The sequence below is a fragment of the Arthrobacter sp. BE255 genome, assembly GCF_031457335.1.
Lineage (GTDB): Bacteria > Actinomycetota > Actinomycetes > Actinomycetales > Micrococcaceae > Arthrobacter.
On the sequence record NZ_JAVDWK010000002.1, the window covers coordinates 131,208 to 154,884 of the forward strand.

Annotated in this window: 26 protein-coding genes; 5 read left to right on the plus strand and 21 right to left on the minus strand. The window is 66.3% G+C overall.

What is annotated here, in order from left to right:
- Nucleotides 1–5 precede the first annotated feature (5 nt).
- From J2X42_RS03945 to J2X42_RS03955, 3 genes are all read left to right on the plus strand, one after another.
- A complete protein-coding gene (locus J2X42_RS03945; RefSeq protein ID WP_310162425.1) occupies nucleotides 6–542 on the plus strand; it encodes a MepB family protein in 537 nt (178 codons plus the stop codon).
- Nucleotides 526–987: a DapH/DapD/GlmU-related protein gene (locus tag J2X42_RS03950; protein ID WP_310162428.1), complete on the plus strand. Its 462-nt coding sequence runs from the start codon at nucleotides 526–528 to the stop codon at nucleotides 985–987. Before J2X42_RS03945 ends, J2X42_RS03950 begins: the two co-directional genes overlap by 17 nt.
- Nucleotides 988–1,124: 137 nt before the next feature.
- Nucleotides 1,125–2,678, plus strand: a complete 1,554-nt coding sequence (locus J2X42_RS03955) for a carboxylesterase family protein (RefSeq protein ID WP_310162430.1) — start codon at nucleotides 1,125–1,127, stop codon at nucleotides 2,676–2,678.
- Here J2X42_RS03955 and J2X42_RS03960 read toward each other — a convergent pair.
- From J2X42_RS03960 to J2X42_RS03985, 6 genes are all read right to left on the minus strand, one after another.
- The gene (locus J2X42_RS03960) at nucleotides 2,675–3,829 is read right to left on the minus strand and encodes a glycerate kinase (RefSeq protein WP_310162432.1); all 1,155 of its coding nucleotides are present in this window, start codon (nucleotides 3,827–3,829) and stop codon (nucleotides 2,675–2,677) included. The genes J2X42_RS03955 and J2X42_RS03960 overlap by 4 nt on opposite strands.
- Before the next feature lies 1 nt (nucleotide 3,830).
- Nucleotides 3,831–5,267 (minus strand): C4-dicarboxylate transporter DctA, encoded by a 1,437-nt coding sequence (gene dctA / locus J2X42_RS03965; RefSeq protein WP_310162433.1) that lies wholly within the window; start codon nucleotides 5,265–5,267, stop codon nucleotides 3,831–3,833.
- Nucleotides 5,268–5,379: 112 nt separating this feature from the next.
- Nucleotides 5,380–6,477: a tartrate dehydrogenase gene (locus tag J2X42_RS03970; RefSeq protein ID WP_310162434.1), complete on the minus strand. Its 1,098-nt coding sequence runs from the start codon at nucleotides 6,475–6,477 to the stop codon at nucleotides 5,380–5,382.
- 132 nt (nucleotides 6,478–6,609) lie between these two features.
- Entirely contained in the window at nucleotides 6,610–7,509 is a 900-nt protein-coding gene (locus tag J2X42_RS03975) for a LysR family transcriptional regulator (RefSeq protein ID WP_310162436.1), read from the minus strand.
- 1 nt (nucleotide 7,510) lies between these two features.
- The gene (locus tag J2X42_RS03980) at nucleotides 7,511–7,951 is read right to left on the minus strand and encodes an SRPBCC family protein (RefSeq protein WP_310162439.1); all 441 of its coding nucleotides are present in this window, start codon (nucleotides 7,949–7,951) and stop codon (nucleotides 7,511–7,513) included.
- Nucleotides 7,952–7,989: 38 nt separating this feature from the next.
- The gene (locus J2X42_RS03985; RefSeq protein ID WP_310162440.1) at nucleotides 7,990–8,493 is read right to left on the minus strand and encodes a MarR family winged helix-turn-helix transcriptional regulator; all 504 of its coding nucleotides are present in this window, start codon (nucleotides 8,491–8,493) and stop codon (nucleotides 7,990–7,992) included.
- A 91-nt stretch (nucleotides 8,494–8,584) separates the two neighbouring features.
- On the opposite strand from J2X42_RS03985, the gene J2X42_RS03990 reads away from it, so the two are divergent.
- Together J2X42_RS03990 and J2X42_RS03995 are read left to right on the plus strand one after the other, a co-directional pair.
- Nucleotides 8,585–9,637, plus strand: a complete 1,053-nt coding sequence (locus J2X42_RS03990) for an LLM class flavin-dependent oxidoreductase (RefSeq protein ID WP_310162442.1) — start codon at nucleotides 8,585–8,587, stop codon at nucleotides 9,635–9,637.
- Between the two features lie 46 nt (nucleotides 9,638–9,683).
- Nucleotides 9,684–10,058 (plus strand): DoxX family protein, encoded by a 375-nt coding sequence (locus tag J2X42_RS03995; RefSeq protein WP_310162445.1) that lies wholly within the window; start codon nucleotides 9,684–9,686, stop codon nucleotides 10,056–10,058.
- On the opposite strand, the gene J2X42_RS04000 is transcribed toward J2X42_RS03995, so the two are convergent.
- From J2X42_RS04000 to J2X42_RS04070, 15 genes are all read right to left on the minus strand, one after another.
- A complete protein-coding gene (locus J2X42_RS04000; protein ID WP_310162447.1) occupies nucleotides 9,991–11,073 on the minus strand; it encodes a nickel transporter in 1,083 nt (360 codons plus the stop codon). The genes J2X42_RS03995 and J2X42_RS04000 overlap by 68 nt on opposite strands.
- Nucleotides 11,074–11,904 (minus strand): urease accessory protein UreD, encoded by an 831-nt coding sequence (locus tag J2X42_RS04005; protein WP_310163348.1) that lies wholly within the window; start codon nucleotides 11,902–11,904, stop codon nucleotides 11,074–11,076.
- A 206-nt stretch (nucleotides 11,905–12,110) separates the two neighbouring features.
- Entirely contained in the window at nucleotides 12,111–12,728 is a 618-nt protein-coding gene (gene ureG / locus J2X42_RS04010; RefSeq protein ID WP_310162449.1) for an urease accessory protein UreG, read from the minus strand.
- Nucleotides 12,729–12,754: 26 nt separating this feature from the next.
- Nucleotides 12,755–13,423, minus strand: a complete 669-nt coding sequence (locus tag J2X42_RS04015) for an urease accessory protein UreF (protein WP_310162451.1) — start codon at nucleotides 13,421–13,423, stop codon at nucleotides 12,755–12,757.
- A gap of 150 nt (nucleotides 13,424–13,573) precedes the next feature.
- A complete protein-coding gene (gene ureE / locus J2X42_RS04020) occupies nucleotides 13,574–14,059 on the minus strand; it encodes an urease accessory protein UreE (protein WP_310162453.1) in 486 nt (161 codons plus the stop codon).
- Between the two features lie 15 nt (nucleotides 14,060–14,074).
- Nucleotides 14,075–15,820 carry an urease subunit alpha gene (ureC, locus tag J2X42_RS04025; RefSeq protein WP_310162455.1) on the minus strand — a complete coding sequence of 582 codons (1,746 nt, stop codon included), beginning with the start codon at nucleotides 15,818–15,820 and terminating at the stop codon, nucleotides 14,075–14,077.
- Nucleotides 15,817–16,173 (minus strand): urease subunit beta, encoded by a 357-nt coding sequence (locus tag J2X42_RS04030; RefSeq protein WP_310162457.1) that lies wholly within the window; start codon nucleotides 16,171–16,173, stop codon nucleotides 15,817–15,819. Before J2X42_RS04030 ends, ureC begins: the two co-directional genes overlap by 4 nt.
- A gap of 8 nt (nucleotides 16,174–16,181) precedes the next feature.
- Nucleotides 16,182–16,484 (minus strand): urease subunit gamma, encoded by a 303-nt coding sequence (locus tag J2X42_RS04035; RefSeq protein WP_310162458.1) that lies wholly within the window; start codon nucleotides 16,482–16,484, stop codon nucleotides 16,182–16,184.
- Nucleotides 16,485–16,609: 125 nt separating this feature from the next.
- Nucleotides 16,610–18,052 (minus strand): MFS transporter, encoded by a 1,443-nt coding sequence (locus J2X42_RS04040; protein ID WP_310162459.1) that lies wholly within the window; start codon nucleotides 18,050–18,052, stop codon nucleotides 16,610–16,612.
- A gap of 30 nt (nucleotides 18,053–18,082) precedes the next feature.
- Nucleotides 18,083–18,310, minus strand: coding sequence for a hypothetical protein (locus J2X42_RS04045; RefSeq protein WP_310162461.1), 228 nt, complete (start codon nucleotides 18,308–18,310; stop codon nucleotides 18,083–18,085).
- 29 nt (nucleotides 18,311–18,339) lie between these two features.
- Entirely contained in the window at nucleotides 18,340–19,278 is a 939-nt protein-coding gene (locus tag J2X42_RS04050) for a zinc-binding alcohol dehydrogenase family protein (protein ID WP_310162463.1), read from the minus strand.
- A 96-nt stretch (nucleotides 19,279–19,374) separates the two neighbouring features.
- Complete coding sequence (locus J2X42_RS04055) at nucleotides 19,375–20,313, minus strand: fumarylacetoacetate hydrolase family protein (RefSeq protein WP_310162465.1); 939 nt, start codon at nucleotides 20,311–20,313, stop codon at nucleotides 19,375–19,377.
- Nucleotides 20,310–21,356, minus strand: coding sequence for a phosphotransferase (locus J2X42_RS04060; RefSeq protein WP_310162468.1), 1,047 nt, complete (start codon nucleotides 21,354–21,356; stop codon nucleotides 20,310–20,312). Before J2X42_RS04060 ends, J2X42_RS04055 begins: the two co-directional genes overlap by 4 nt.
- Nucleotides 21,353–22,657 carry a phosphopyruvate hydratase gene (gene eno, locus J2X42_RS04065; protein WP_310162469.1) on the minus strand — a complete coding sequence of 435 codons (1,305 nt, stop codon included), beginning with the start codon at nucleotides 22,655–22,657 and terminating at the stop codon, nucleotides 21,353–21,355. The genes J2X42_RS04060 and eno overlap by 4 nt, the downstream gene beginning before the upstream one ends.
- A complete protein-coding gene (locus J2X42_RS04070) occupies nucleotides 22,654–23,640 on the minus strand; it encodes a C-terminal binding protein (protein ID WP_310162470.1) in 987 nt (328 codons plus the stop codon). Before J2X42_RS04070 ends, eno begins: the two co-directional genes overlap by 4 nt.
- Nucleotides 23,641–23,677 lie beyond the last annotated feature (37 nt).

A 23,677-nucleotide genomic window follows, 5' to 3' on the forward strand; every position in this document is an offset into this window, starting at 1 on the left:
CGGGGATGCCTTTGCCTCCGGACCTGCTGGCCACCACGGCCCATTTCCAAACCCGTGGATTCGCTGTCTCGGAGCCACGGGCGGAAGCGGAAAGCCTTGATTACGGGGCGCACACCTTCCACGTCAACGGCCTCGCAACTGCCTTCCGCATTGCCAGGACAACGCCGAAAAAAGCAGGCCGGTTCGTCACGCTCTGGCAGCGGACCGCAGGCGGCGGTCCCATCAGGCCCTTCGACAGTTCCGACGGGTTTGACCTGTTTGTGGTCAGCGCCGGCAGCGAAGTGCGCTTCGGGTATTTCGCCTTTCCGCAGGAAACGCTGATCACCCGCGGAGTTGTGTCCCGGGACTTCATCGGCGGAAAGCGGGCCATCCGCGTCTACCCGCCGGGGTCCGCCCCCGCCAACCGGACAGCCCAGGCCACCCAGCGCTGGCAGTTGGAGTTCTACTTCCCCGGGAATCCGTCCGCTTCCCCCGCCGTTAACCCTATGCACGGGAGTTTTCCCCCGAGCCTTGGAGAAGGACGGAATGAGCACCAAGTTTGAATCAGTGGAGGACGACGCCGGCAGGGTCATCCGGTACCGGCGGCACCCCAACGGCGGCGGCTTTGTTGGGCCGGGCGCCTACGTCGCCGAAAGTGCGCGCCTGGGATCCATGACGTACGTGGAGCCCGGGGCACGGATCGGCTCCGGTTCACGCGTGGGCCACGGCAGCTGGATCGACCGCCTGGCGCAAGTGGGCGAACGGACGGTCATTGGCGACGGCGTTCGCGTGGGCCACGGAACCGTTATCGGCAACCGGGTCCACATCGGCAGCCATTCACGCATCGGCTCCGGCGCCGTGATCGAGCACGGCACCAGCGTGAATGCGGACAGCACGGTTCCCGACGGCGGCCACGTCACCGCAGAGCCTCGGCGCAGGCCCCGCGCGGCGCCGGCCAAGCGCGCCCAGCCACGGCAGCGGAAACCCCAAAAACGGCAGGCGGCCTAAGCAAAGGCCCCGCGGGTAAAGTCAGCGAAGGCGCCGGGCAGCCGCATTTCAATCACCGGAATGTTGGGCCCGCGCATGCTCCGCCGGGTGAAATGCTGGAGGCCGGTCGTTCAGCCACTGAGGAGCAGACAGCAGCCATGAGTACCGTTTCCACCCCGCAGGGCACCGTCCGTGGGACCGCCCTGAAGATCGACGGCCGGACGGCGCACGCCTTCCTGGGGGTGCCCTACGCGGAGTCGCCGCGTTTCCGCCCTCCAGTCCCTGTTACGCCGTGGGACGGTGTCCGCGACTGCACCGCACCCGGCGCCATGGCGCCGCAGAACCCTGACCCGTTCACGCCGCCGTCGGACACTTTCGCCGACCTCTGGGACGAGGACAGCTGCCTCAACCTCAACATCTGGACCCCGGCACCGGATGGCGCCCGCCGCCCGGTCATGGTGTGGATCCACGGCGGCGCGTACGTCGGAGGCTCCAACAACGGCGCCATGCACGACGGCGGCCCGCTGGCTTCCGCGGCAGACGTTGTGGTGGTTGCCGTCAACTACCGGCTGGGGGCCTTCGGCTTCCTGCACCTGCCCGAACTGCTGGGACCCGAGTACGCCGATTCCTCCAACGTGGCCCTGCTGGACCTGCTGGAGGCGCTGCGCTGGGTTTCCCGGAATATCGCGGCGTTCGGCGGCGACCCGGGGAACGTGACGGTCTTTGGCGAGTCCGCGGGCGCGGCGGCCATCGGCACGATGCTGGGCATGCCGGCGTCGGAAGGACTGTTCCGGCGGGCCATCATGCAGAGCGGGACCGCGGAACGGTACCGGACGGCGGACGAATCGGCTGCGGTGGCTGCAGAGTTCCTCCGGCTTTGCGGACTGGATGCGGCACGGGCCGGGGAACTCCTGGCTCTTCCCGCCGGCCGGCTGCTGGCGGCGCAGAAGGCACTGGCCGAAGCCGAAGCCGGGCGCAGCTTCAGCGTGCCGCTGCCGTTCCAGCCCACGGTGGGCACTCCCTCCTTGCCGGAGCCGCCCCTGGATGCGGTCCGGAACGGGCGAAACTCGGCGGTGGACCTGATGGCGGGCACTAACCTCAATGAAGGTTCCTTTGCCGTGGAAATGCGTCCCGCGTATCCCAGCGACCCGCCGCGGCTGGAGGACCGGGTGGAGCTGCTGCTGGCGGCTTGCTTCGCGGACCCCGCCGCGGCGAGGGAGCACTACGCGGATGCACTTGCGGACGCCCTCGGAGCGCAACCCGGCGGGAAGCAACTGCTCGAGGCGTGCCTGGCGGACCAGCTGTACCGGCAGCCGAGCAACCGGCTCCTCGACGCGCGGGCGTCGTCGTCCGGCACAAATTTCAGCTACCTTTTTACCTGGCCCAGCCCTGCCCTGGACGGAAAACTCGGAGCCTGCCATGCGCTGGAGATCCCGTTTGTGTTCCGGCAGCTGGACTGCCGCGAAGCACGGTTCCTGGTCGGGACGGAGGCTCCCGCGGAGCTGAGTGCCATGATGGGCGCCGCCTGGTCGGCGTTCGCCCGGGCCGGGGAGCCCGCTGCCGCCGGTCTTCCCCGCTGGCCGTCCTACGCAGCGCAGTCCCGCGAAACCATGGTCCTGGACATCCAGCCGCGGATCGAGGCCGATCCACGTTCCGCGCTGCGGACGTTCTGGGCAGCGCAGCCCGACGTGGCGATGGTGCGTCCAGCCTAGAGGAGGGTTTCGCCGATGTCCCGGCCGATCCGCCGCAGCAGCGCGGTCGAAAGTTCGGGGTCCTTGGAGGAATCCAGGTCGGTGTATTCGGCAAGCGTGTAGACCCCGGTCAGGGCCATTTCCTGCCAGCGTTCCCTGGCGAGGAGGGACCGGCCGGCGACGGCGATGATCGGCCGGGCACCGGAGCGCCTGGCCACGGCGGCTGGGAGTTTCCCGGCGAGGGTCTGTTCGTCGATGCTGCCTTCGCCGGTGATGACGATGTCGCAATTGTCTTTGCGGGCGTCGAAGTCGAGCAGGTCCAGGAAGTAGTCGGCGCCGGAGACCTGCTTCGCCCCGAGCAGCAGGCAGGCGTAGCCGATGCCGCCGGCGCTGCCGGCCCCTTCGTGTTCGGCCAGCAGGTCAGCCTCGGTGAAGCCGCCTTCGGTCATTCTGGCCACAAGGTTCCCCAGGCCCCGGTCAAGGGCGGCAACGTCCTCCGGGGTGGCGCCTTTCTGGGGTCCGAAGACCGCTGGCGCCCCGTACGCGCCGCGGAGCGGGTTGTGCACATCGCTGGCGACGATCAGTTCCGTACCTGCGAGCTCTGGAAGGTTAGTGCGGTGGACGGTGTGGATCCGGTCCAGGTTCCCGCCGTTGCCGTGGAGCTGGCGGCCCTCGGCGTCGCGGAAGCTGTATCCCAGGGCGGTGAGCATTCCCATGCCGCCGTCGGTGCTGGCGCTGCCGCCAAGGGCCAGCACGATCCGTGCCGGGTTGAGGCGCAGGGCGAACAGGACTGCTTCGCCGAAGCCGCGGCTGGACGCGGCCAGCGGTTCCAGCCTTCCGTCGGGCAGGAGCCCCAGGCCGCACGTGTTCGCCACCTCCACGACTGCCGTGACGCCGTCGAACGCTATGCCGGCCTGGACAGGCTGCCCGGTGGGTCCGGCAACGGTGTGCGTGCGGCGGGTGAAGCCGGAGGCGACGGCGGCATCCACGCTGCCGTCGCCCCCGTCCGCGAGGGGAAGGATCTCGCAGAGCACCGTCCCGGTTCCGGCTCCGGCGGCGGAGCGGAGTCCTGCTGCAAGTGCGTCCGCCACCTCGCCGGCGGTGAGGCTGCCTTTGAACTTGTCGGGCGCGATGAGGGCCCGGACGGTCTGCGGGGCGGTGGTGTTGGTCATGTCAGTTGGATTCCGAGTAGGCGGGGCGGCGGTCGGTGGAGGGGTGCTTGGGCGTGTGGTGGCCGTATTCGGCCAGGTCCTCGTCGATGTCGGCCACGTCGTCCAGGTGGATCGGGTCCTCGGTGGGCATGGGTTCCACGGTTTCGCCGTTGAAGACCCGGCGGGCGCGGTCGGCGTCCAGGGTGCGGTCCCACCAGGCGATGAAGAGGGTGGCCACTGCGTTGCCGGTGAAGTTCACCAGGGCCCGGCATTCGGACATGAACTTGTCGATGCCGAAGATGAGCATGATGCCGGCCGCCGGGATCGTGCCGATGGTGGTCAGGGTGGCGGTGAGGGCGATGAAGCCGCCGCCGGCCACGCCTGCTGCTCCCTTGGAAGTCAGCAGCATGACCGCGAGCAGGCCCAGCTGCTGGCCGATCGTCAGGTCGGTGTTGGTGGCCTGGGCGATATAGAGGGCGGCGAGGGAGAGGTAGATCGCGGCGCCGTCGAGGTTGAAGCTGTAGCCGGTGGGGACAACCAGGCCCACGGTTTCCTTCTTGACGCCGGCGTGCTCAAGCTTGCGCATCAGGCCGGGCAGCGCGGGTTCCGCGGTGGAGGTGCCCAGGATGAGCATGTATTCCTCTTTGAGGTGCCGGATCATCTTGAAGATGTTCAGCTTCAGGAAGGCCATCACGGAGCCCAGGACCACCACTACGAAGAGGATGGAGGTGATGTAGAAGAGCGCGATGAGTCCGCCCATGCTGGTCAGCGAGGAGACACCGTATTTGCCGACGGCAAAGGCCATTGCGCCGAAGGCACCCAGCGGGGCGGCCTTCATGATGAAGCCCAGGATCTTGAACATCACACCGGTGAGCCGCTGCACGCCGTCCAGGACCGGTGCGCCCACCTTGCCCATCGCGTTCAGGGCGATGCCGAAGACGACGGCGATGAAAATGATCTGCAGGATGTCGCCCTCAACGAAGGGCCCCACGATGCTGTTGGGGATGATGTGGGTGAGGAACTGCCACCACTCCTGGTGCTGGCCGGCGTCGATCAGCTTGGCGGCGGAGTCCGACGTTTTGATGGTGCTGGCGTCAGCGTTGACGCCGTCGCCGAGGCGGAAGATGTTGATGGCCACGAGGCCGAAGATCATGGCGAAGATGGTGCCGACCTGGAAGTAGGTCAGGGCTTTCAGGCCCGTCATGCCCACCTTTTTCAGGTCAGCGACGCTGGCGATGCCGCCCACGATGGTGAGGAACACGATCGGGCCGATCAGCATCTTCATGGAGTTCACGAAGGTGGTGCCGATGGGTTCCATGGCGATGCCGGCGGTTGGTGCGAGCCAGCCGACCAGGATGCCGATGACAATGGCGGTCAGTACCCAGAAGTAAAGCTGCCGGTACCAACGTGTTTTGCGGGCCGGCGCGTCAGCCGGACCGGCGGTGCTGATGTGATCCATGATTCCTACCTCGTTGTGGAAAGTCGCTGGAGCTTGTAAGTACGGGGATGTCCGACGGCGGCCGGCGGCCGCCGTCGGACGTTTTGGTGAGTGCGGGCGAAGGGAGCCCGCGTTAGACCGTTGCCGGGGTGAGCGTGAGGGCCTTGATGATGGCCTCGGTGACGTCGTCCGTGTTGGCGTCGCCGCCGACGTCGCGGGTCAGGTGGCCAGCTCCGGTGGCAGCCTCGATGGCGGCCTCGACCTGGCGGGCTTCCTCGTGCAGGCCGAAGTGGTCCAGCATGAGGGCGGCACTGGCGATCGCGCCGATCGGGTTGCTGATGCCCTGGCCGGCGATGTCCGGGGCGGAGCCGTGGACCGGTTCGAACATGGACGGGAAGCGGCGTTCCGGGTTCAGGTTGGCGCTGGCGGCCAGGCCCAGGCTGCCGGCGAGCGCCGAGCCGAGGTCGGAGAGGATGTCCGCGTTCAGGTTGGACGCGACCACCACCGACAGGTCTTCGGGCTTGAGGATGAACTTGGCGCTCATCGCATCCACCAGGACGCTTTCGGTCTGCACGTCCGGGTAGTCCAGGGCCACGCGATTGAAGACTTCGTCCCAGAGGACCATGCCGTACTGCTGGGCGTTGGACTTGGTGACGGAGGAAACCTTCTTGACGGTGCGGGTCCGGGCGAGGTCGAAGGCGAACCGCATGATGCGTTCGCAGCCCTTTTCGGTGAACAGGGCGGTCTGCAGGGCCACTTCGTTGCCGGGGCCGCGGCCGCTGAGGTTGCGGCCGCCGAGGCCGGCGTATTCGCCTTCGCTGTTCTCGCGGACCACAACCCAGTCGAGCTCGGTGTTGTCGGCCTTGCGCAGCGGGGACTGGACGCCGGGGAGGAACTTCACGGGGCGGATGTTGGCCCACTGGTCGAAGTTCTGGGTGATGTTCAGGCGCAGGCCCCAGAGGCTGATGTGGTCCGGGACGTTTTCCCAGCCGACGGCGCCGAAGTAGATGGCGTCGAAGTCCTTGAGGGCTTCCAGGCCCTCGGGGTCCATCATCTGGCCGGTCTTCTCGTAGTAGGCGCAGCCCCACGGGAACTCGGTCCAGTCGAAGGCGAACTTGCCCCCGGAGTTTGCGGCCAGCGCGTCCAGGACGCGGCGTCCGGCGGAAACAACTTCCTTGCCGACGCCGTCCGCGGGGATGGATGCGATGCTGAATTTCTGGGTGGCGCTCATGTGCCTACCTCCTCGTTGAGTTTGTTTGCAGTGAGCCTGTTAGCGGGGTCACACTGTTCTTCCTCTTCAAGTAGACGGCCGGAGGGCATGCAGCGTCCAAGACTTAGTTTCGATACGCCTGATAGGCAGGGCCTATCGGTTGGGATCCTCGGTGTGCCGTGCTGCGACGTCGAGGAACGCGCGTGCGGCCGGGGTGAGGTTTTCCTTGCGGCTGAGCACTGCCACGTCCAAGTGGCTCACCGGTTCGATCAGCAGGGTGCGGAGGCCGGCCTTGCGGGCGGTGGGTGCCCACGACGACGGCATCACCGCGTGCCCCACGCCCGCGAGCACCAGCGGAAGGATGGAGGTCCGGTGGGCGACTTCGACGACGATTTCCACCTCCACGCCGCGGGCCAGGGCGTCATCGACGAGCCAGCGCATCAGGGAGCCGCGCTGGCTGGCGATGATCCGCTGGCCGCCGAGGTCCTCACGCTGGATGGCTGTTTCCTGCGCCCCGAACGCGTCGGCCTGGGGGTTGACGATGAGGATCAGCGGCTGGCGCTCGAGTTCCAGGACCTCGACGCCGGGAACCCGGATCGGAGTGGGAGAGCCAGCCAGGCCGATCTCCGTGCTTCCGCTGCGGACTGATTCGACGACTTCTTCCGGGGTGAAGGCGGCGCTGACGTTCAGCCGGACGGACGGGTGGAGCTTGGTGAAGTCCGCGATCATGGACGTCAGCGGCTCGATGCCCGGGGACGGCATGGTGATGATGTCCAGCCGGCCGCTCCGGACACCCCGGAGGGCCTGGACGGCGGACTGTGCGGCGTCCAGGTCCCGCATGACCAGGCGGGCCGGACCTACCAGTTCCTTGCCCGCCTCACTGAGGACTGCACGGCGGCCGATCCGGTGGAAGAGCGGAACACCGAGTTCCTTCTCCAGGCCGGCAATGGTCTGGGACAGCGAGGGCTGGGCGATGAGCAGGTGCTCGGCGGCCCGGTTGAAGCCGTCGTGGTCCACCACGGCGAGGAAGTATTTGAGTTTGCGGGTGTCCACGTCAGCGGGCAGCCAGGGCGTTGAGGGTGTCGCGGATACCGTTCAGCGCCGGGTCCCGCAACGACATAAAGGCCGGCTTCAGGAGCGGCTGGATGATCCTTGCCGGCCCGTTGATGCTGAATTCGGCGGTGTATTTCACCAGCGATCCCTGGCCGGAAGGTTCGACGTCGATCGAGTCGAACGCGGTCACAGTCTTATTGGCGCCGTGGAGCTTGATGTGGCGGTCGGTCAGTTCGATGACCTCGTATTCGAGTGACTGGCGCTTGCCGCGGAACTCGGATTCCGCGTGATAGCGGTGGCCGACAGCCACGGGACCCGGCGTGAGTTTGTCCATAACGGGCGTGGCGGGATCCCAGTCGCTGGTGTTTTCGAATTCGGAGAGGAAGGCGAATGCTTTCTCGGGGGACAGTTTGGTTTCCACGGTGCCGCTGACAGTGATCATGCACCCAGTCTAGGAACCCGCCGGGCACCGCACAGCCCCTAGCCGCCGTCCGGTGACACCGATTCGACAGCGACCTCGTTGAGATGGCGGCGCAGGCTCTTCGCCACCCGGCCAATGGCTTCGAGGTCTTCGGGCGCAAGGGCGTCGATGAAGAACCGGCGGACCAGCCGCAGGTGCGGCGCTGAAGAAGCACGGAAAGTCCGGGCTCCGTCGTCGGTCAGTTCCACCTCTGCGCCACGGCTGTCGCTACCCGACTTACGCCGTCGGATGAGCCCCCTGTTTTCCATCCGCCCAAGGTGATGGGACAGGCGGCTGCGTTCCCAGCCAATTCCCTCGGCGAGCACCGACGAACGCAGCTTGTGCCCGTGCGCCTCGCTGAGGGCCAGGAGCACGGCGTAGTCACCGGGAGACACACCCGATGTGGACTGCAGGCCCGCCGCCAAAGCCTGGCGCAAGGCCTCCGCCGTCTCCACATACTCGCGCCACACAGCCAGCTCGTCCGGAGTGGGACTTTGCCGTGCGCTCTTGCTGCTGTGCTCCATGACCACCATTTCTTCCGCTTGACATGTCAACCATACGGGCTGATGATTGACACGTCAATTAAGTAATTGACATATCAATTAGAGGAGGGTCATGAGTGAAGTGATCTTTGGTTTGGATACCTTTGGCGATGTCCCCCTGGACGACGCGGGTGCGCCGGTAAGCCATGCGCGTGCCATCCGGCAATTGGTGGATGAGGCCGTTCTCGCCGATCAGCTGGGCGTGGATGCCTTCCTGGTCGGTGAGCATCACCGCCCGGAATACTCAGTGTCGGCCCCGGAGACGGTCCTGGCCGGCATGGCTACGCGCACCTCACGCATCCGGCTTGGATCCGGAGTGACTGTGCTCAGCTCCGATGACCCCGTCCGGGTGTTCCAGCGGTTCGCCACCGTGGATGCGCTGTCCAACGGCCGTGCCGAGGTCATTCTGGGACGGGGTTCATTCACCGAGTCTTTTCCGCTCTTCGGCTACGACCTCAAGGACTACGACGTGCTCTTTGAGGAGAAGATCGAGCTGTTCGCACGCCTCCTTGAAGAGAAGCCGGTGACCTGGAAAGGCACCATGCGTGCACCCCTGGTTGATGCTGATGTCTACCCCAAGACGGAGCACGGGCTCAAGACCTGGGTGGGCGTCGGCGGCACACCCGAGTCCGTTGTCCGCACCGCGAGATACGGGTTCCCCCTGATGCTCGCCATCATCGGCGGACAGCCGGAGCGGTTCAAGCCCTTCATTGACCTTTACAAGCGGGCGGCCGGGGAGTTCAACACGACGCCGTGGCCCGTGGGCATGCATTCCCCCGGGTTCATTGCGGACACCGACGACGAAGCCAAAGAGATCTTCTGGCCCCACTACAAGGTGGTCAGGGACCGCATCGGAGCACTCCGGGGCTGGCCACCCGTACGCCGCGAAGAGTTTGAGGCCGAGACCCGGCATGGCTCGATGTACATCGGCTCGCCTGAAACCGTCGCCAGGAGAATCGCACGTGCCGTGGCATCGCTGGACGTTGGCCGCTTCGATCTCATCTTCACCTCGGGAGCCCAGCCGATCAGCGCACGCCTCAAAGCCGTCGAACTCTACGGAAGCAAGGTGGTGCCGATGGTCCGCGAAATCCTCGCCGCCAACAGCAACGCAGGGGCGGCGGCATGAGCTCCACCATCACGTTTAAGCCAGCCAAACACGAAAGAAGAACATCATGAACATCGCCCTCTGGATCGTCACAGCCGTCCTCGCACTCGCCTTCCTGGCGGCAGGAACCATGAAGATCGCCCAACCGAAAGCGAAGCTCGCGGCCACCGGCCAGGGATGGGTGGAAGACTTCTCCGACGGCGCCGTTAAGGGCATCGGCGTCCTCGAAGTCCTGGCCGCGCTGGGCCTCATCCTGCCTGCACTCCTGGGCGTGGCCACCGTGCTGGTGCCTGCCGCCGCCGTCGGGCTTGTCCTTCTGATGGCAGGGGCTGCCTTCACTCACGGCCGGCGCCATGAGACACCGAATGTCGTCATCAACCTCGTTTTGGCCATTCTTGCCGCTGGTGTTGCCCTTGCCCGGTTTGGTCCCTACGGCCTCTAAGCGCCGCCAGTCCCCACACAGCCAGGAGCAGCGCGATCAGCAGCAGCCCGGCGTCGCCAAGGTCGATGGCACCCAGCCAGCTGGTCAGCGGGTCGTCCAGCCCGAAGGCGGCGTTGACGAATCCTCCCAAGGTGATGACGGCGACGAACAGCGCGGAAAGCGCGGAGATGCCGGTCACCGCGGCGTTGAAGCCGAGCTTCCGGCGCGGATCGTCCAGGGCTGCGCGGTACATCCGCATCATCGCCACGCCGTTGAGCGAATCGCAGAGGGTCATGGCTGCGGTGAACGCGAGGGGAAGCGCGATCAGGGCGAGCGGCGAAACCCCGGCCAGCGAGGCCGCCGTCGTCATCACCAGCAGGCCGATTGTGGTGGCCGTGTCAAAGCCCAGCCCAAACAGGAAGCCGATCACGAAGATGTTCCGCGGCCGGCGGACCCTGGCCAGCGGCCTGGCCAGGAGCCGCGCCACCAGGCCTTTGGCTTCAAGGTCTTCGACGGCGATGCTGCCGCCGGCGTGCGCGCTGCGGTACGCCCGCGCCGCCCGGACGAAGGCGGACCCGTTGAAGATTCCCATCATCAGCAGGAACAGTCCCGAAACCCCGCTGCCGATCAGGCCCAGCACGAGGTTGCCGGCCGAGCCGTCCTCCATGAACTGCCCCACCATGCTGGCACCGGCCACCACCAGGACGCCGGCCAGGACCACCACCGAGCTGTGCCCCAGGCTGAACGCGAAGCCCACACTGACCGGGTCCTGCCGCTGGGCCACGAACTTGCGGGTGGAGTTATCGATCGCGGCCAGGTGGTCCCAGTCGTAGCTGTGCTTGACGCCCGCCAGGTAGGCGGTCAGCACCAGGCCAAGGGCCAGCGGCTGGCCGCCTCCTGCGGTCCCGCTGAGCAGAAGGACGACGGCGGCGACGTGCAGGGCGGCCACGGCACCGAAGGTGAACAGCAGCCGGGTCCGGAGCGGCAGGGTGTCGCGCCCGCGGTAGATTCCGGCGAGCTGGGTCAGCGCGGTCATTCAGTACTTCCTCAGGTTCAGGGGCGCCTGCCCGTGCCAGCGTTCCCGGAGCAACGCCGTGCAGTCGCCCAGCAGCCGGTTCAGTTCCCCGGTGCTGTTGGAGAGCGAACGCAGCACCAGTCCGGTGGTCCCCGCCACCGTGCGGGTCAGGGAGATGCCGGTATGCGCCTGGTGGTCCACGGTCAGGGCGTGAAACTCATTGGCGAGCGCCTGGTCAACACGGGCGTCCACCACCACCAGCGATCCGAGGTGGCTGAAGCCCTCCATGAAACCCAGGCCGGTGACATCGCCGGCCGGCGGCCGGATCAGCAGGTTGTCGAGCGCGAGCAGCTGCCCGCCGTCGTCGGTTTCCACCCGGATTTCGTTCCGCAGCCGCAATTCCTCATACCGGAACGACGCCCCGTCCGGCGACCAGCCGGGCGTGATCACCTCAGCCATGACCAGGCTCGACGTCGGCCGCACGGTGATGTGGGTGTTCTGCCGGTACCTGGCCTCCCGGTAGGCGATCAGCTGGTCAGGCATCAGCTCCAGCCGCGCCCCCTCCCTCAGCCGCAGGCTCATCCGCTGCTCAGCAAAAGATCCAGGAGTCCGATAAATCTTGGTAGCCGACTGCGTCGTGAGAAGCAGGTCAGCCCCCGCTTCGACGTCGATATCGAGCACAAAGAGATCAGCCCCAAGATAAGCCCCGCCAGGATTCACCACGACGTAGCAAACCTGCCCGGAATCATCCAGATAATGCGGCCGAAGAACTCTCAAGGCGCCCTGATGGAACTGGTGCGTCGCAACCGACCTGCCCGCACGCTGACCAATGCGCAAGGCGAGCTCCCCCATGGGCAACCGGGTGGCCGGGTTGGGTCCGGCGGCTTCGCCGGATTTGGGGCCGTGCCCGTCCCCAGGCGCTCCCAACCCTCGCAAGCTCGGGTCGGGCCCCTCGCGCCAGTGGGCCCCCCGCGCGGCCCACCACGCCGCGGCCCCCAAATCCGGCCTCGCCGCCTCAGCGATCACGTCACCTTCGGATGCCACTATGGGGACAGAACTCATTTCGCTAGGTCGAGCATCAGGACGTCGTGACGGATCCAATCAATCACGGCGTCGAGGCCCTCGTCTGTTTTCAGGTTCGTGAAGCAGAATGGTTTGGTACCGCGGAACTCTTTTGAGTCTTCCTCCATTACGTTGAGGTCCGCGCCGACGTGGGGGGCGAGGTCGGTTTTGTTGATGATGAAGAGGTCGGACTTGATCATGCCCTGGCCGGCTTTGCGGGGGATCTTTTCGCCCTGGGCCACGTCGATGATGTAGATCGAGAAATCCACGAGCTCGGGGCTGAAGGTGGCGGAGAGGTTGTCGCCGCCGGATTCGACGAAGATGACCTGCAGGTCCGGGTGGCGCTTCTTGAGCTCCTCGATTGCGGCGGTGTTCATGGAGGTGTCTTCGCGGATGGCGGTGTGCGGGCAGCCGCCGGTTTCGACGCCGATGATGCGGTCCTCGGGCAGGATGCCGTTGGCGGCAAGGATTTTGGCGTCCTCGATGGTGTAGATGTCGTTGGTGATGGCGGCCATGGAGATTTCCCGGCTCATGTGGCGGGTGAGCCGTTCCACGAGCTGGGTTTTGCCGGCGCCCACCGGTCCGCCGATGCCGATTTTGATGGGTTCAGTCATTTGTCCTCCTGAGTTTAAAAGCACCGTTAGCTCATGAACATCCGGGCACGTTGGCGTTCGTGCCGCATCTGCGAAATTTCCAGTCCGGGGCTGACGGCCCCGAAGTCGTCCGGCGTCAGGTGGGCGATGCGTCCGACGGCGGCAGCGACGTCGTCGGACGCTTTCCGCAGCAGCCGCTGGCCGGCGTTCTGACCCAGCGGGATGGCCCGGACCGCGTTCTGCGTCAGGGATGTGACGGCGGCGAAAAGGTAAGCGCTGAGCGCTTCGGAAAGCGGCACGCCCAGGGAGCGGGCGACGACGGCGAACGCCAAAGGCTGGTGCCCGGCGGCCCCGCCGCTGGTCACCAGGTCCCGGTACCGTGCGAGCTCGGCCGACGGAAACACGTCAGTCCCGATCTCAAGCAACCGGAGCCCCATTTTGGTGCTGGCCTCCCGAACCTGCCGAGGCAGCAGCGAAGCAGACAAAAGAGCATCCAACTCCCCCACATCAGCACCCTCATAAAGAAAGCGAATTGCCAACCCGTCAGAGTAAGAAAGCGACTGCCCCACAAAAGCAGAAAGCCAAACCCCAAAAGACCCCTCATCAACGACCACCCCGGCGTCGATGTAGGTCTCAAACCCAAGAGAGTGAGCAAACGCCCCAGTAGGAAGCGCGGAGTCGGTGAGCTGCTGCAAAGCGAGCTGGTAATCGCTCACTGAACGACCGCCAGAGGTAAGGAACGCAAGCGACGCGAGGGATATGGGGCCGCGGCGTGGCGGGCACCGCGGAGCGGGCACGGCCCCATATCCCTCGCGGCGTCCCCAGCCGCCACGCCTATGCGAGCGCGCAGCGCGGCGACCGGGCTACTAGTGCGAGTGCTCAGCATGGCGGAAAGGCACAGGCATGACGCGTTCCTGGCGGTCGTAGGGCACACCGACGTGGAGAAGGTAGTCCTCGACGGTGTGGTCGTAGGCGCAGACCATGACCTCGGCCACGTACTCGGAGGATGAGTCGAAGAACTGGGCCTGGAGGTGCCGGTTGCCGAGGGAGTGTGCCACGATGCCCATTTCGTGGATGGTCCGTGGTGCGATGACCAGGACGTCGGTGGGCAGTACGGAGACGACGATCATGTTGGTTTCGGCCACGTGCAGGATGTCGCCGTCGCGCAGGTCCCCGGAACCGGAGGGCAGCCGGATGCCGATTTCCTTGCCGTGGTCGGTGGTGACCCGCTGGATGCGTTTGACCAGCTGGGCACTGGGGAGCACCACTTTTTCACGGTGCAGGCCGGTGTAGGCGGCCAGGTCTGAACTGGGCAGCTCGTGCAGGTTGCCGAGGATTTTGTCGATGATCACGTCAGGCTCCGGGGGTTAGAAGAGGAAGTAGCGCTGTGCCATGGGCAGCACGTCGGACGGCTCGCAGGTGACGTCCTCGCCGTCGACCGTCACCTTGTACGTTTCCGGGTCCACCTGGATGTCCGGGGTGGCGCCGTTGTATTTGAGGTCGGCTTTGGTCAGGGTGCGGATGCCGGAGACGGGCCGGATGACCTTCTGCAGGCCCAGTTCTTCGGGGACACCGGCGTCGATCGCTGCCTGCGACAGGAACGTGATGGAGGACTGCTGCACCGCCTTGCCGAACGCTGCGAACATGGGGCGCATGGTGCGCGGCTGCGGGGTGGGGATGGACGCGTTGGCGTCGCCCATGAGCGCGTAGGCGATCTGGCCGCCCTTGAGCACCAGCTCGGGCTTGACCCCGAAGAAGGCCGGGTCCCAGAGCACCAGGTCGGCGAACTTGCCTTCCTCGACTGAGCCGATGGAGTCGGCCATGCCCTGGGCGATGGCGGCGTTGATGGTGTACTTCGCCACGTAGCGCTTGAGCCGGAAGTTGTCGCTGCCCGAACCCAAGCCTGCCGACGATCCGTGCATGCCGCCGTCGGGATCCTGAAGAACGCCGCGCTGCTTCTTCATCTTGTCCGCCACCTGCCAGGTGCGGGTGATCACCTCGCCCACCCGGCCCATGGCCTGGGAGTCGGAGGACGTGATGGAGAAGATGCCCATGTCCTGCAGGACGTCTTCCGCGGCGATGGTCTCGGCGCGGATCCGGGAATCGGCGAAGGCCACGTCCTCGGGGATGTCCGGGTTGAGGTGGTGGCAGACCATGAGCATGTCCAGGTGCTCTTCGATGGTGTTGCGCGTGTACGGCAGGGTGGGGTTTGTGGACGCCGGCAGGACGTTTGGCAGCCCGGCGATCCGGATGATGTCCGGGGCGTGGCCGCCGCCGGCGCCTTCGGTGTGGAAAGTATGGATGACGCGGCCGTCGATGGCGCGGATGGTGTCCTCCACAAAGCCGCACTCGTTGAGGGTGTCGGTGTGGATGGCTACCTGGATGTCGTATTCGTCGGCGACCTTCAGCGAGGTGTCGATCGATGAGGTGGTGGAGCCCCAGTCTTCGTGGACCTTGAGCCCGATGGCGCCGGCGCGGATCTGCTCGGCGAGGGGTTCGACGGCGGAGGCGTGGCCCTTGCCGAACAGGCCGATGTTGATGGGGAGACCTTCGGCGGCCTGGAGCATGCGCTGGATGTGCCATTTGCCGGGGGTGACGGTGGTGGCCTTGGTGCCTTCGGCGGGGCCGGTGCCGCCGCCCACCATGGTGGTCACGCCACTGGTGAGGGCGGTGGGTACCTGGTCCGGGGAGATGAAGTGGATGTGGGTGTCCACGCCGCCGGCGGTGAGGATCTTGCGTTCCCCGGCGATGATTTCGGTGCTGGCGCCGATGACGATGTCCACGCCGTCGGTGATCTGCGGGTTGCCGGCTTTACCGATTTTGAAGATGTGGCCGTCCCTGAGGGCGACGTCGGCCTTGTAGATGCCGGTGTAGTCGAGGATGACGACGTTGGTGATAACAGTGTCCGGGACATCCTCGTCCCTGATGGCCTGGCCGTTCTGGCCCATGCCGTCGCGGATGACCTTGCCGCCGCCGAACACCACTTCCTCACCGTAGACGGTGAGGTCTTTCTCGATTTCGAGGAAGAGCTCGGTGTCCGCCAGCCGGATCGCGTCGCCGGTGGTCGGGCCGTACAGGTCCGCGTACTGCCTGCGGGGAAGGTCGAAGCTCACTTGGCCGCCTCCTCGCGGGTGCCGGAACCGCCGTCGGGATTGCCGCCGTCGAGCCGTCCGTTGACGGCGTTGCTGAGGCCGTATACCTCGCGGCTTCCGGCCAGTTCAATCAGCCGGACCGTTTTGCTGTCGCCTGGCTCGAACCGTGCCGCGGTGCCGGCGGGAATGTCCAGCCGGCGGCCGTAGGCAGCCTGGCGGTCGAACTTGAGGGCAGCGTTCGCCTCGGCAAAGTGGAAGTGTGAACCCACCTGGACGGGACGGTCACCGGTGTTGGTGACGACGACGTCGGCCGCCTGCCGTCCGGCGTTCACCGTCACCGGTTCGGGCCTGAGGATGTATTCGCCTGGGATCATGGCCTGCCCTATCGGATCGGATCGTGGACGGTGACGAGCTTGGTGCCGTCAGGGAACGTGGCCTCGATCTGGACGTCGTGGATCATTTCCGGGATGCCTTCCATGACGTCCTCACGGGTGAGGACGGTGGTGCCGTAGCTCATCAGGTCCGCCACGGTGCGACCGTCGCGGGCCCCCTCGATCAGTTCGTAGCTGATGATGGCCACGGCTTCTGGAAAGTTCAGTTTGAGGCCCCTGGCCTGCCGCCGCCGGGCGAGGTCGGCGGCCACCACAATCATGAGCTTTTCCTGCTCACGGGGCATCAGATGCATCAGGTTCCCTTCGGCTGCTGGGCGGTCCTACGTTTATAGACCGAAGGATCATGCATAGCCAGCATTTCCGGTGCATCGCCTCCACGGTGGTCTTTCGACATCACACTAGGCGGGTGACGTTTCCGTCAGATTTCCGGGGTCCGTCCTGCCGAAGCACGGGAGTCGGTGTCCGCCGCCGTAGAGGGGTCCGCAGCCGCCTCGGCGTAGGACGCTGTGACCCGGCGGTAGACCGGAGTCAGGAAGGCCAGCAAGGCGGCCGCGATCATGATGATTCCGGCCACCAGGAAAACCAGGGCGATGCCACGGGAGGTGCCCTCACCCAGCAGCGGGGCCAGTTGCGCGGCGCCCTCGGCGGAACGGGCATAGGGGATGATCCAGACCTGGGCGATCGGCGCGATGAGGAACGCGGTGATCGGCGCCGCAGCGGACTCGAAGGCCATGGCGAATCCGAACACCCGGCCCTGCCGCTGCAGAGGCACAACCTGCTGGATGACTGTCTGCTCCGCGGCTTCCACAAAAGGCACCACGACCAGGTAGAGGAAAATGCCGGCAACGTAGAGCCACGCCCACTCCCGCAGCGTGAACACCGCGCCCAGGATACCCATGAGGATCACGGCGATGAGCATGGTGCGCAGCGGGTTTGACCCGAGCCCGAATTTGCCAATCAGAGCGCCGCCCACGAGGAAGCCGGTGGAGCCAATGGCGAAGAATGTGCCCCACAGCTCCACAGGGAACATCTCCAGGCCGTAGGGATCCACCAACGCCATGTAGACGCCGCCGATGAAGTTGTTGAACGTTGAAAACAGGATCAGCGCGAACAGTCCGGCGACCGCCAGCACGGCGGCGAGGGAGCCGCGCAGGTCGAATCCGCCGTGCGCGTCCGTAGCGGCGGCGCGGACCTCCTCAGGCATACGCAGCATCAGCAGGTGCGCGAATGCCAGTGCCGTGGACACCAGTGCTACCACGACCGTCCAGCCCATGCCCAGCAGCCCCACCGACAACCCGGAGAGCACCGACGTGACGATCAGCATCAGTCCCTGCACCATGCCCACCAGGCCGTTGGCGTTGGCCCGCCGGTCCGGCTCGATCAGGATGGTGACGGTGGTGGAGAGGGCGATGTTGCGCATGTTCTCCACCACCGCTCCCACGAGGATGATCACGGTGAAGATCCAGAACCACGGCTGTGTCAGGTCCAGCATCGAGGTTTCGGGTGTCAGCAGGAACATGACTCCGGACAGCACGAACATCACCAGGGTGAAGCCGGCGGCGAAGCGCATCACGGCCAGCTTGCGGTAGCGGTCCACGAAGGTGCCGAAGCTGATGCTGGAAAGGGCAATCAGCAGCATGTAGGCGCCGCCGATGACGCCGGTGGCGATGACGTTGCGCGTCTCCAGGTACACCCAGAAGGTCAGGGCGAACCACAGGTAGCTGGTGGTGATGTTGGCGAGGGCAGTATTCACCAGGATCCCGGCGAAGGTGCGGGACCGCTGTGCCGGACTCCGTAAGGACGTGTCGATGGCGCCAGGAGCCGGGGAGGCCCCCGTTGAGGCCGGTTCCTGCTCGGTCATGCGTCCCAGTTTAGTCACTCCAAAAGCACGTCAGGCCAATGCGTAGAGGGCCTTTTCGGAGATCATTCCCTGTGGAACTTCTCGGGACAGCTCCACCGTGAATGTCTGGTGGTCGTGTCGGGTTACCAGGACGCCGCACCCTGGGTTTTTGAGGGCTTCCTGGATCGCTCCTTCCACGGCTCGGTCAAGTTCGTCTTCAAGCTCCTTGCGTTGGCTGATCCTGACCATAACGTCGTAGCGGATCCCCTGCTCAAGCATTGCGTCCCTTCCTACTGGGCAAATTGGGGTCAGGGCACGAGGACAAGTTTGCGTGGGGCGCCCTGCTGCTGCAGTTCCCAAGCCCGCTGGCAATCGGAGAGCGGGAGGGTCATGGTGTCGACGGCAAGTCTTCCGGTAGCTGCGAGCTCCGTCAGTTTCAGGTAGGCGTCACGCCGGATCTCCACCGGCGGGTCGACGTGGGCGAACCCGAGGAGCTCCAGGCGTGCTCCTCGGATGAGGCCGGCGGGAAGCTGGATGGTTGCCCCTGCGGACTGGCCAATCTGGATGTGACGGGCGCCTCGCGCCGCTACGTGCATGGCGGCAAGGGCGGGGTCGCCCCAGACGGGGTCAATGATGACGTCGAAGCCGCGGTCACCCACCGAATCGCGGAAGGCACTGACGAGGTCCATGTCCGGTGTGATCGCCACGGTGGCATCGGCGCCGCGTCCGGCGGCGATGACCAGCCGGTCGGGGTCCCTGTCGGCAGCGACCACCGTAGCGGCGCCGAGGGACTTCGCGAGCTGGACGGCGATCGATCCGAGCGCACCTGTGGCGCCCAGAACCAACACGTTTTGGCCAGGCTGCAGATCCGCCCGCCACGTGAGTGCCAGCCAGGCGGCCAGCCCGGTGTTGCCGAGCGCGGCTGCCGTAACGTCATCGACGTCGTCCGCGAGGTCGAGCAGGTTCTCCTCGGCGACCAGTGTTCGCTCGGCCCAGGAACCGTGAGGAGATACGGGTGAGGTGAAAAACACGCGACGGCCGGTGCCGGTTGTGCCTACGCCGTCGGCACCGATCACGTACGGCAGGATTCTGGGGGTGCCGAAAGCCCCGGATGCCTTGGCCAGGTCGAGGTGATGGACCCCGGCCGCAGTAACGTCGATGACGGCGTGGCCACTACCGGGCTCCGGGTCCGGAGAATCTGTGTAAGTAGGTATTGTTCCGGTCTGGGCTAGAACGGCTGCCTTCATGGTCTGCTCCTTGGTGTCTTGGGTGCGGCCTGAACCGGGTCCGCACTTGGGGGTGTTTGCCTTGGGTTTGCCAGTGGCGTTACGGCGTGGGGATTGTCAGTTCGACCGGTGGGCATCGGCGGGGATAATCTGCACGCTGATCGATCCGATGCCGCTGATCTGCCCCTTGAGCTGGTCACCGCTATGCATCCAGGTCCCGGTGCTCAACCCGACGCCGGCAGGAGTTCCGGTGAGCACCACGTCGCCCGGTTCAAGGGTCACGTGCTCGCTGATCAGGGAGACCAGTTCCGGCACCGACCAGATCAGGTCCGAGGTGTTGGCATTCTGCCGGAGCTCGCCGTTGAGCCAGAATTGCAGCTGCAAGCTGGTGTCATCGATGAAACGCGCAGGGACGATGCCTGGCCCAAGCGGGCAGCTGTCGTCGAAGACTTTGCCCCCGAAAAGGTCGAACTTGACCAGGTGCTTGGGATGGCGCTGCCAGTCCCGGGCCGAGAGATCCAACGCGATGGTGTAGCCGGCGATGTGCTCACGCGCCCGGTCCACCGGGATGTGCCGTCCGCGCCGGCCGATGATGAACGCGAGCTCGAGCTCGTAGTCGAACTTCTCGGTCTGCGTGGGGTAGCGGACGGATCGTCCCTGGCCGACGAGGGTCGTGGTGGGCGGTTTGAGGAAGAAAACCGGGATGTTGTCCTCTTTGGAGAAGCCCGTATGGCCACCGTCCTTGAGGACGTGGTCATAGAAGTTGGCGCCGGTGCAGATGACCTTGTTCGGGTACTGCAGCGGGGTGAGCCAGTCCTCGGGCTCGGCGGGCCCGACGACCGGATCGGCTGGGTTGCTGGACAGGGCCTCGACGGCGGCGAGCAGAAGGGGCTCGGCCGACTCCCAGTTGGCGAAGACTGTCATCAGGCCGGCCGCCGGATCGGCGGCCAGAACCTCGGGGGCGAGGTCGGCGAGCCTGTACAGGCGGCCATCCGGGAGCCGGAGCACGGGGGTGGGCATTCCGTCGATCCGGACAGTGGACAGGGAGAACGTCATGGGGTCCGCTCCTTTATTTGCGTCGTCTCGGCCGTGCGTTCACGGGCATTGAGCATCCATTCCTCGACGAGCGCGTCGATGGTGGAGGCCGGCCGGGACAACAGGCGCCGGGCGAGATCGCGCACCCGGACGCGTTGCGGGGGCGTCAGGTACTCCACCGGGGACGCGCCGTCGACCCGGGCCAGTGCGAGCAGTGGCAGCAGGGTTGCGACGCGGCCCAGGAGGGCCGCCGCCGGTTCCCAGCTGATGTGTTGGGTATAACTGTCCACCAGCAGGCGGACTGAGTCGTGCAGCAGTGTGGTGTGGTCAGGCAGGATGGTCGCCTTGAGCAGCAGGTGGTTCAGGCAAAACGCGACGTCGAACGCGGGGTCGCCGTACCAGCCGCACTCGGCATCGAGAAGCACCGGGCCGTGCTGACCAAGAAGGATGTTCTTGGGGCTGACATCGCCGTGCACCACCGCCAGGTGCGTGCCTGCGGTCACCGTGGCGAGCCTCCCGATCCGGTCGGCCATGTCTGGGTTGGCACGGGCAGTGACCCGGAAGTACGGCTCTATGCGGAGGGCATCAAAGTTGCTGTCCGTGGCGAACGTGTCGGCAGCCACGGCGTCCTTGGCGCTCGCTGCGTGCAGCCGGCCGATGAGGTCGCCGACGGCCTGAGCGTCGGCTGGATCGACCTGCCCGGCGAGGAGCTTGTCCTTCCAGACCGGGTACTTCTCGGGCGCGAGGAATTCCATCGCGAACAGGCCGGCCTGTTCGTCGAAGGCCAGCACCTGCGGGACCTGCGCGGGAGCGACGGTGCCGGCGAACCGCAGCCAGTCGTACTCGACCCGGTTGCGGGAGGTGGGAGCGAGCCACTCATACGCGACCTTCAGCCGGGCCAACGCTCCCTTCACGCACAGGGTGCGTCCGGGCAGGTCCACCCGGCACAGGTCCGAGCTCACGCCTCCGGTCAGGGGGGTCAGTATCGCCGCCTCCGCTGGCTGCATCAGCCCGTGGCGGCGCAGGAACTCCTGCACCCGGGCCTGGGGCTCCGTGCCGCTCACCGGACAGCCGCTGCGGACGGGGCCAGCGCAGGCAGGCGGCTGAAGCCCAGGGTGGAGTCCTCAGCGATGCGCACCAACTGGTTGTATTTTGCCAGTCGCTCGGAGTTCCGTACGGACCCGATCTTGATCTGCCCGGCTGCAGTCCCGACAGCCAGATCGGCCAGGAAGTCGTCCTCGGTCTCCCCGGAGCGGGCCGACACCACAGGGGCGTAGCCGGCGGCCCGCGCCTCGGCGACCACGTCCAGGGTGCCGGTCAGCGTGCCGTTCTGGTTGACCTTGACCAGGACGCCGTTGGCGACGCCGCGGGCGATGCCCGTGGCGAGTCTTTGGCTGTTGGTGGTGAACAGATCGTCACCGATCAGCCTGACCTGGTGACCCAGGCGTTTAGTCAGCGTCTGCCAGCCTGCCCAGTCATCCTCGTCAAGCGGGTCCTCGATCGAGACGATCGCGAAGCGGTCAGCCCAGGAGGAGACCATGTCGATCATCTCGGCGGTGCTGAGATGCCGTTCCTGCCGGCGCAGATGGTAGTCGCCGGCGTTGCTGTCGTAGAGGGAGGTCGCGGCGACGTCGATGGCGATGGCTATGTCAGTGCCGGCCTGCAGGCCGGCGGCCTCGATCGCTTCCGTGATCAGTTCGAGGGCCTCTTCGCCCGTGCGGCAGCCCGGGCTCAGGCCCCCTTCGTCGGCCAGCAGTGTCGGCAGCCCCCGCTCGGCGCACAGTGTGGCGGCAGCGGCCCGGACTCGGGAGGTGAGTTGGATCGCCTCGAGTGCGGACCTGGCCGAAACCGGCACGGCCAGGAAGTCTTGGACGTCCATACCGCGACCGGCATGGAGGCCGCCGGAAAGGATGTTAACCATCGGCATCGGCATCACGGGCTCGTCGACGCCGGCCAGCTGGGCGATCCGCCGATACAGCGGCTGCCCGCCCGCCACGGCGGAAGCGCGGCATACCGCCAGCGATGTGCCGAGCACGGCGTTGGCGCCCAGCCGCGACAGCGTGGGCGTCCCATCAAGGTCCAGCAGCCGCTCGTCGATCACCCGCTGGTCGTCCACGTTGGCACCGCGCAACGCGGCAGCGATTTCGCCGTTCACGTGGTCGACCGCGGCGGTAACGCCGAGCCCGTCGAACACCGACGTGTCGCCGTCACGCAGTTCATGTGCCTCATGGGTGCCGGTGGAGGCCCCGGAGGGTACGGATGCGCGGGCCGTGGCGCCGTTGTCGAGGACGATGTCGACCTCGACGGTCGGGCGGCCGCGGGAATCGAAAATCTGGCGGCCATGGACGGTACGGATTGCGCTCAAGATGACACTCCAGTGGCGAGGGCGGACGGGGTATTGCAGGGGTAGCGGGCAGGTTCGCCGCGCAGGACGCGCACGGCCTCCTCGGCGGCACTGCGGCGCAGGTCGATGATCGACGCGTCGGAAGCGAAGGCGATGTGGGGTGTGACGATCACACCGGGGTGGGTCAGCAGCTCGGCGGGAACCGCAGGTTCCTCCTCAAGGACGTCCAGGCCTGCTCCGCCGAGATGCCCGCTCTTCAAGGAGGCGAGCAAGGCGGCGGTGTCGATCAGCCCGCCGCGGCTGACATTGATCAGGAAGGCATCCTGCGGGAGCAACGCCAGCTCCCGTTCGCCGATCAGGTGGTGGGTCTGCGGAACCAGCGGTGCGTGCAGCACGACAATATCGCTGGCGGCCAGGAGGTCGTCAAGGGGCAGGACTTCGATGCCGGCATCGGCCGGAGGGCGGGGATCGCTGATTACCACGCGGGCTCCGAGCGCCTGCAGTTTGGCTGCAGTGGCTCTGCCGATGCGGCCGTATCCGATGACACCGCAGGTCAGGTTGGACAGGCGCCTAAGGCGGGCACCTGCGGGGTTCCAGCTGCCGGCGCGGACCTCGCGGTCGGCGGCCACCAGGCCGCGGGTCCAGGCCAAAGCCAGTCCGACGGCATGGTCGGAGACCTCTGCGACACAGTAGTCCGGGACGTTGGTGACATGTACGCCTCGATCGGTGGCGGCGGACACGGCGATGTTGTCCAGGCCTACGCCCATCCGGGCGACCACACGTAGAGATGCGGAGGAAGCGATCGCTGCTGCGGACACCGTTGCCCAGCAGGTCAGGATGGCGGCGGGCTGGTGTTCGGCGATCAGGGCGTCGATTGTTTCGACCGGCGCCGGGTCGGCCGGGCCGGCGACGACACTGAAGCCTGCGCCTTCGAGGATGCCTCGTTCGATGCTGTCATCGGGCCAGGCCCGGTCTGTCAGCAGGACTGTTTGCTGCGGGGTCATGCGTCGTGCTCCTTTTTCGTGATCCGGCCTGGAGCGG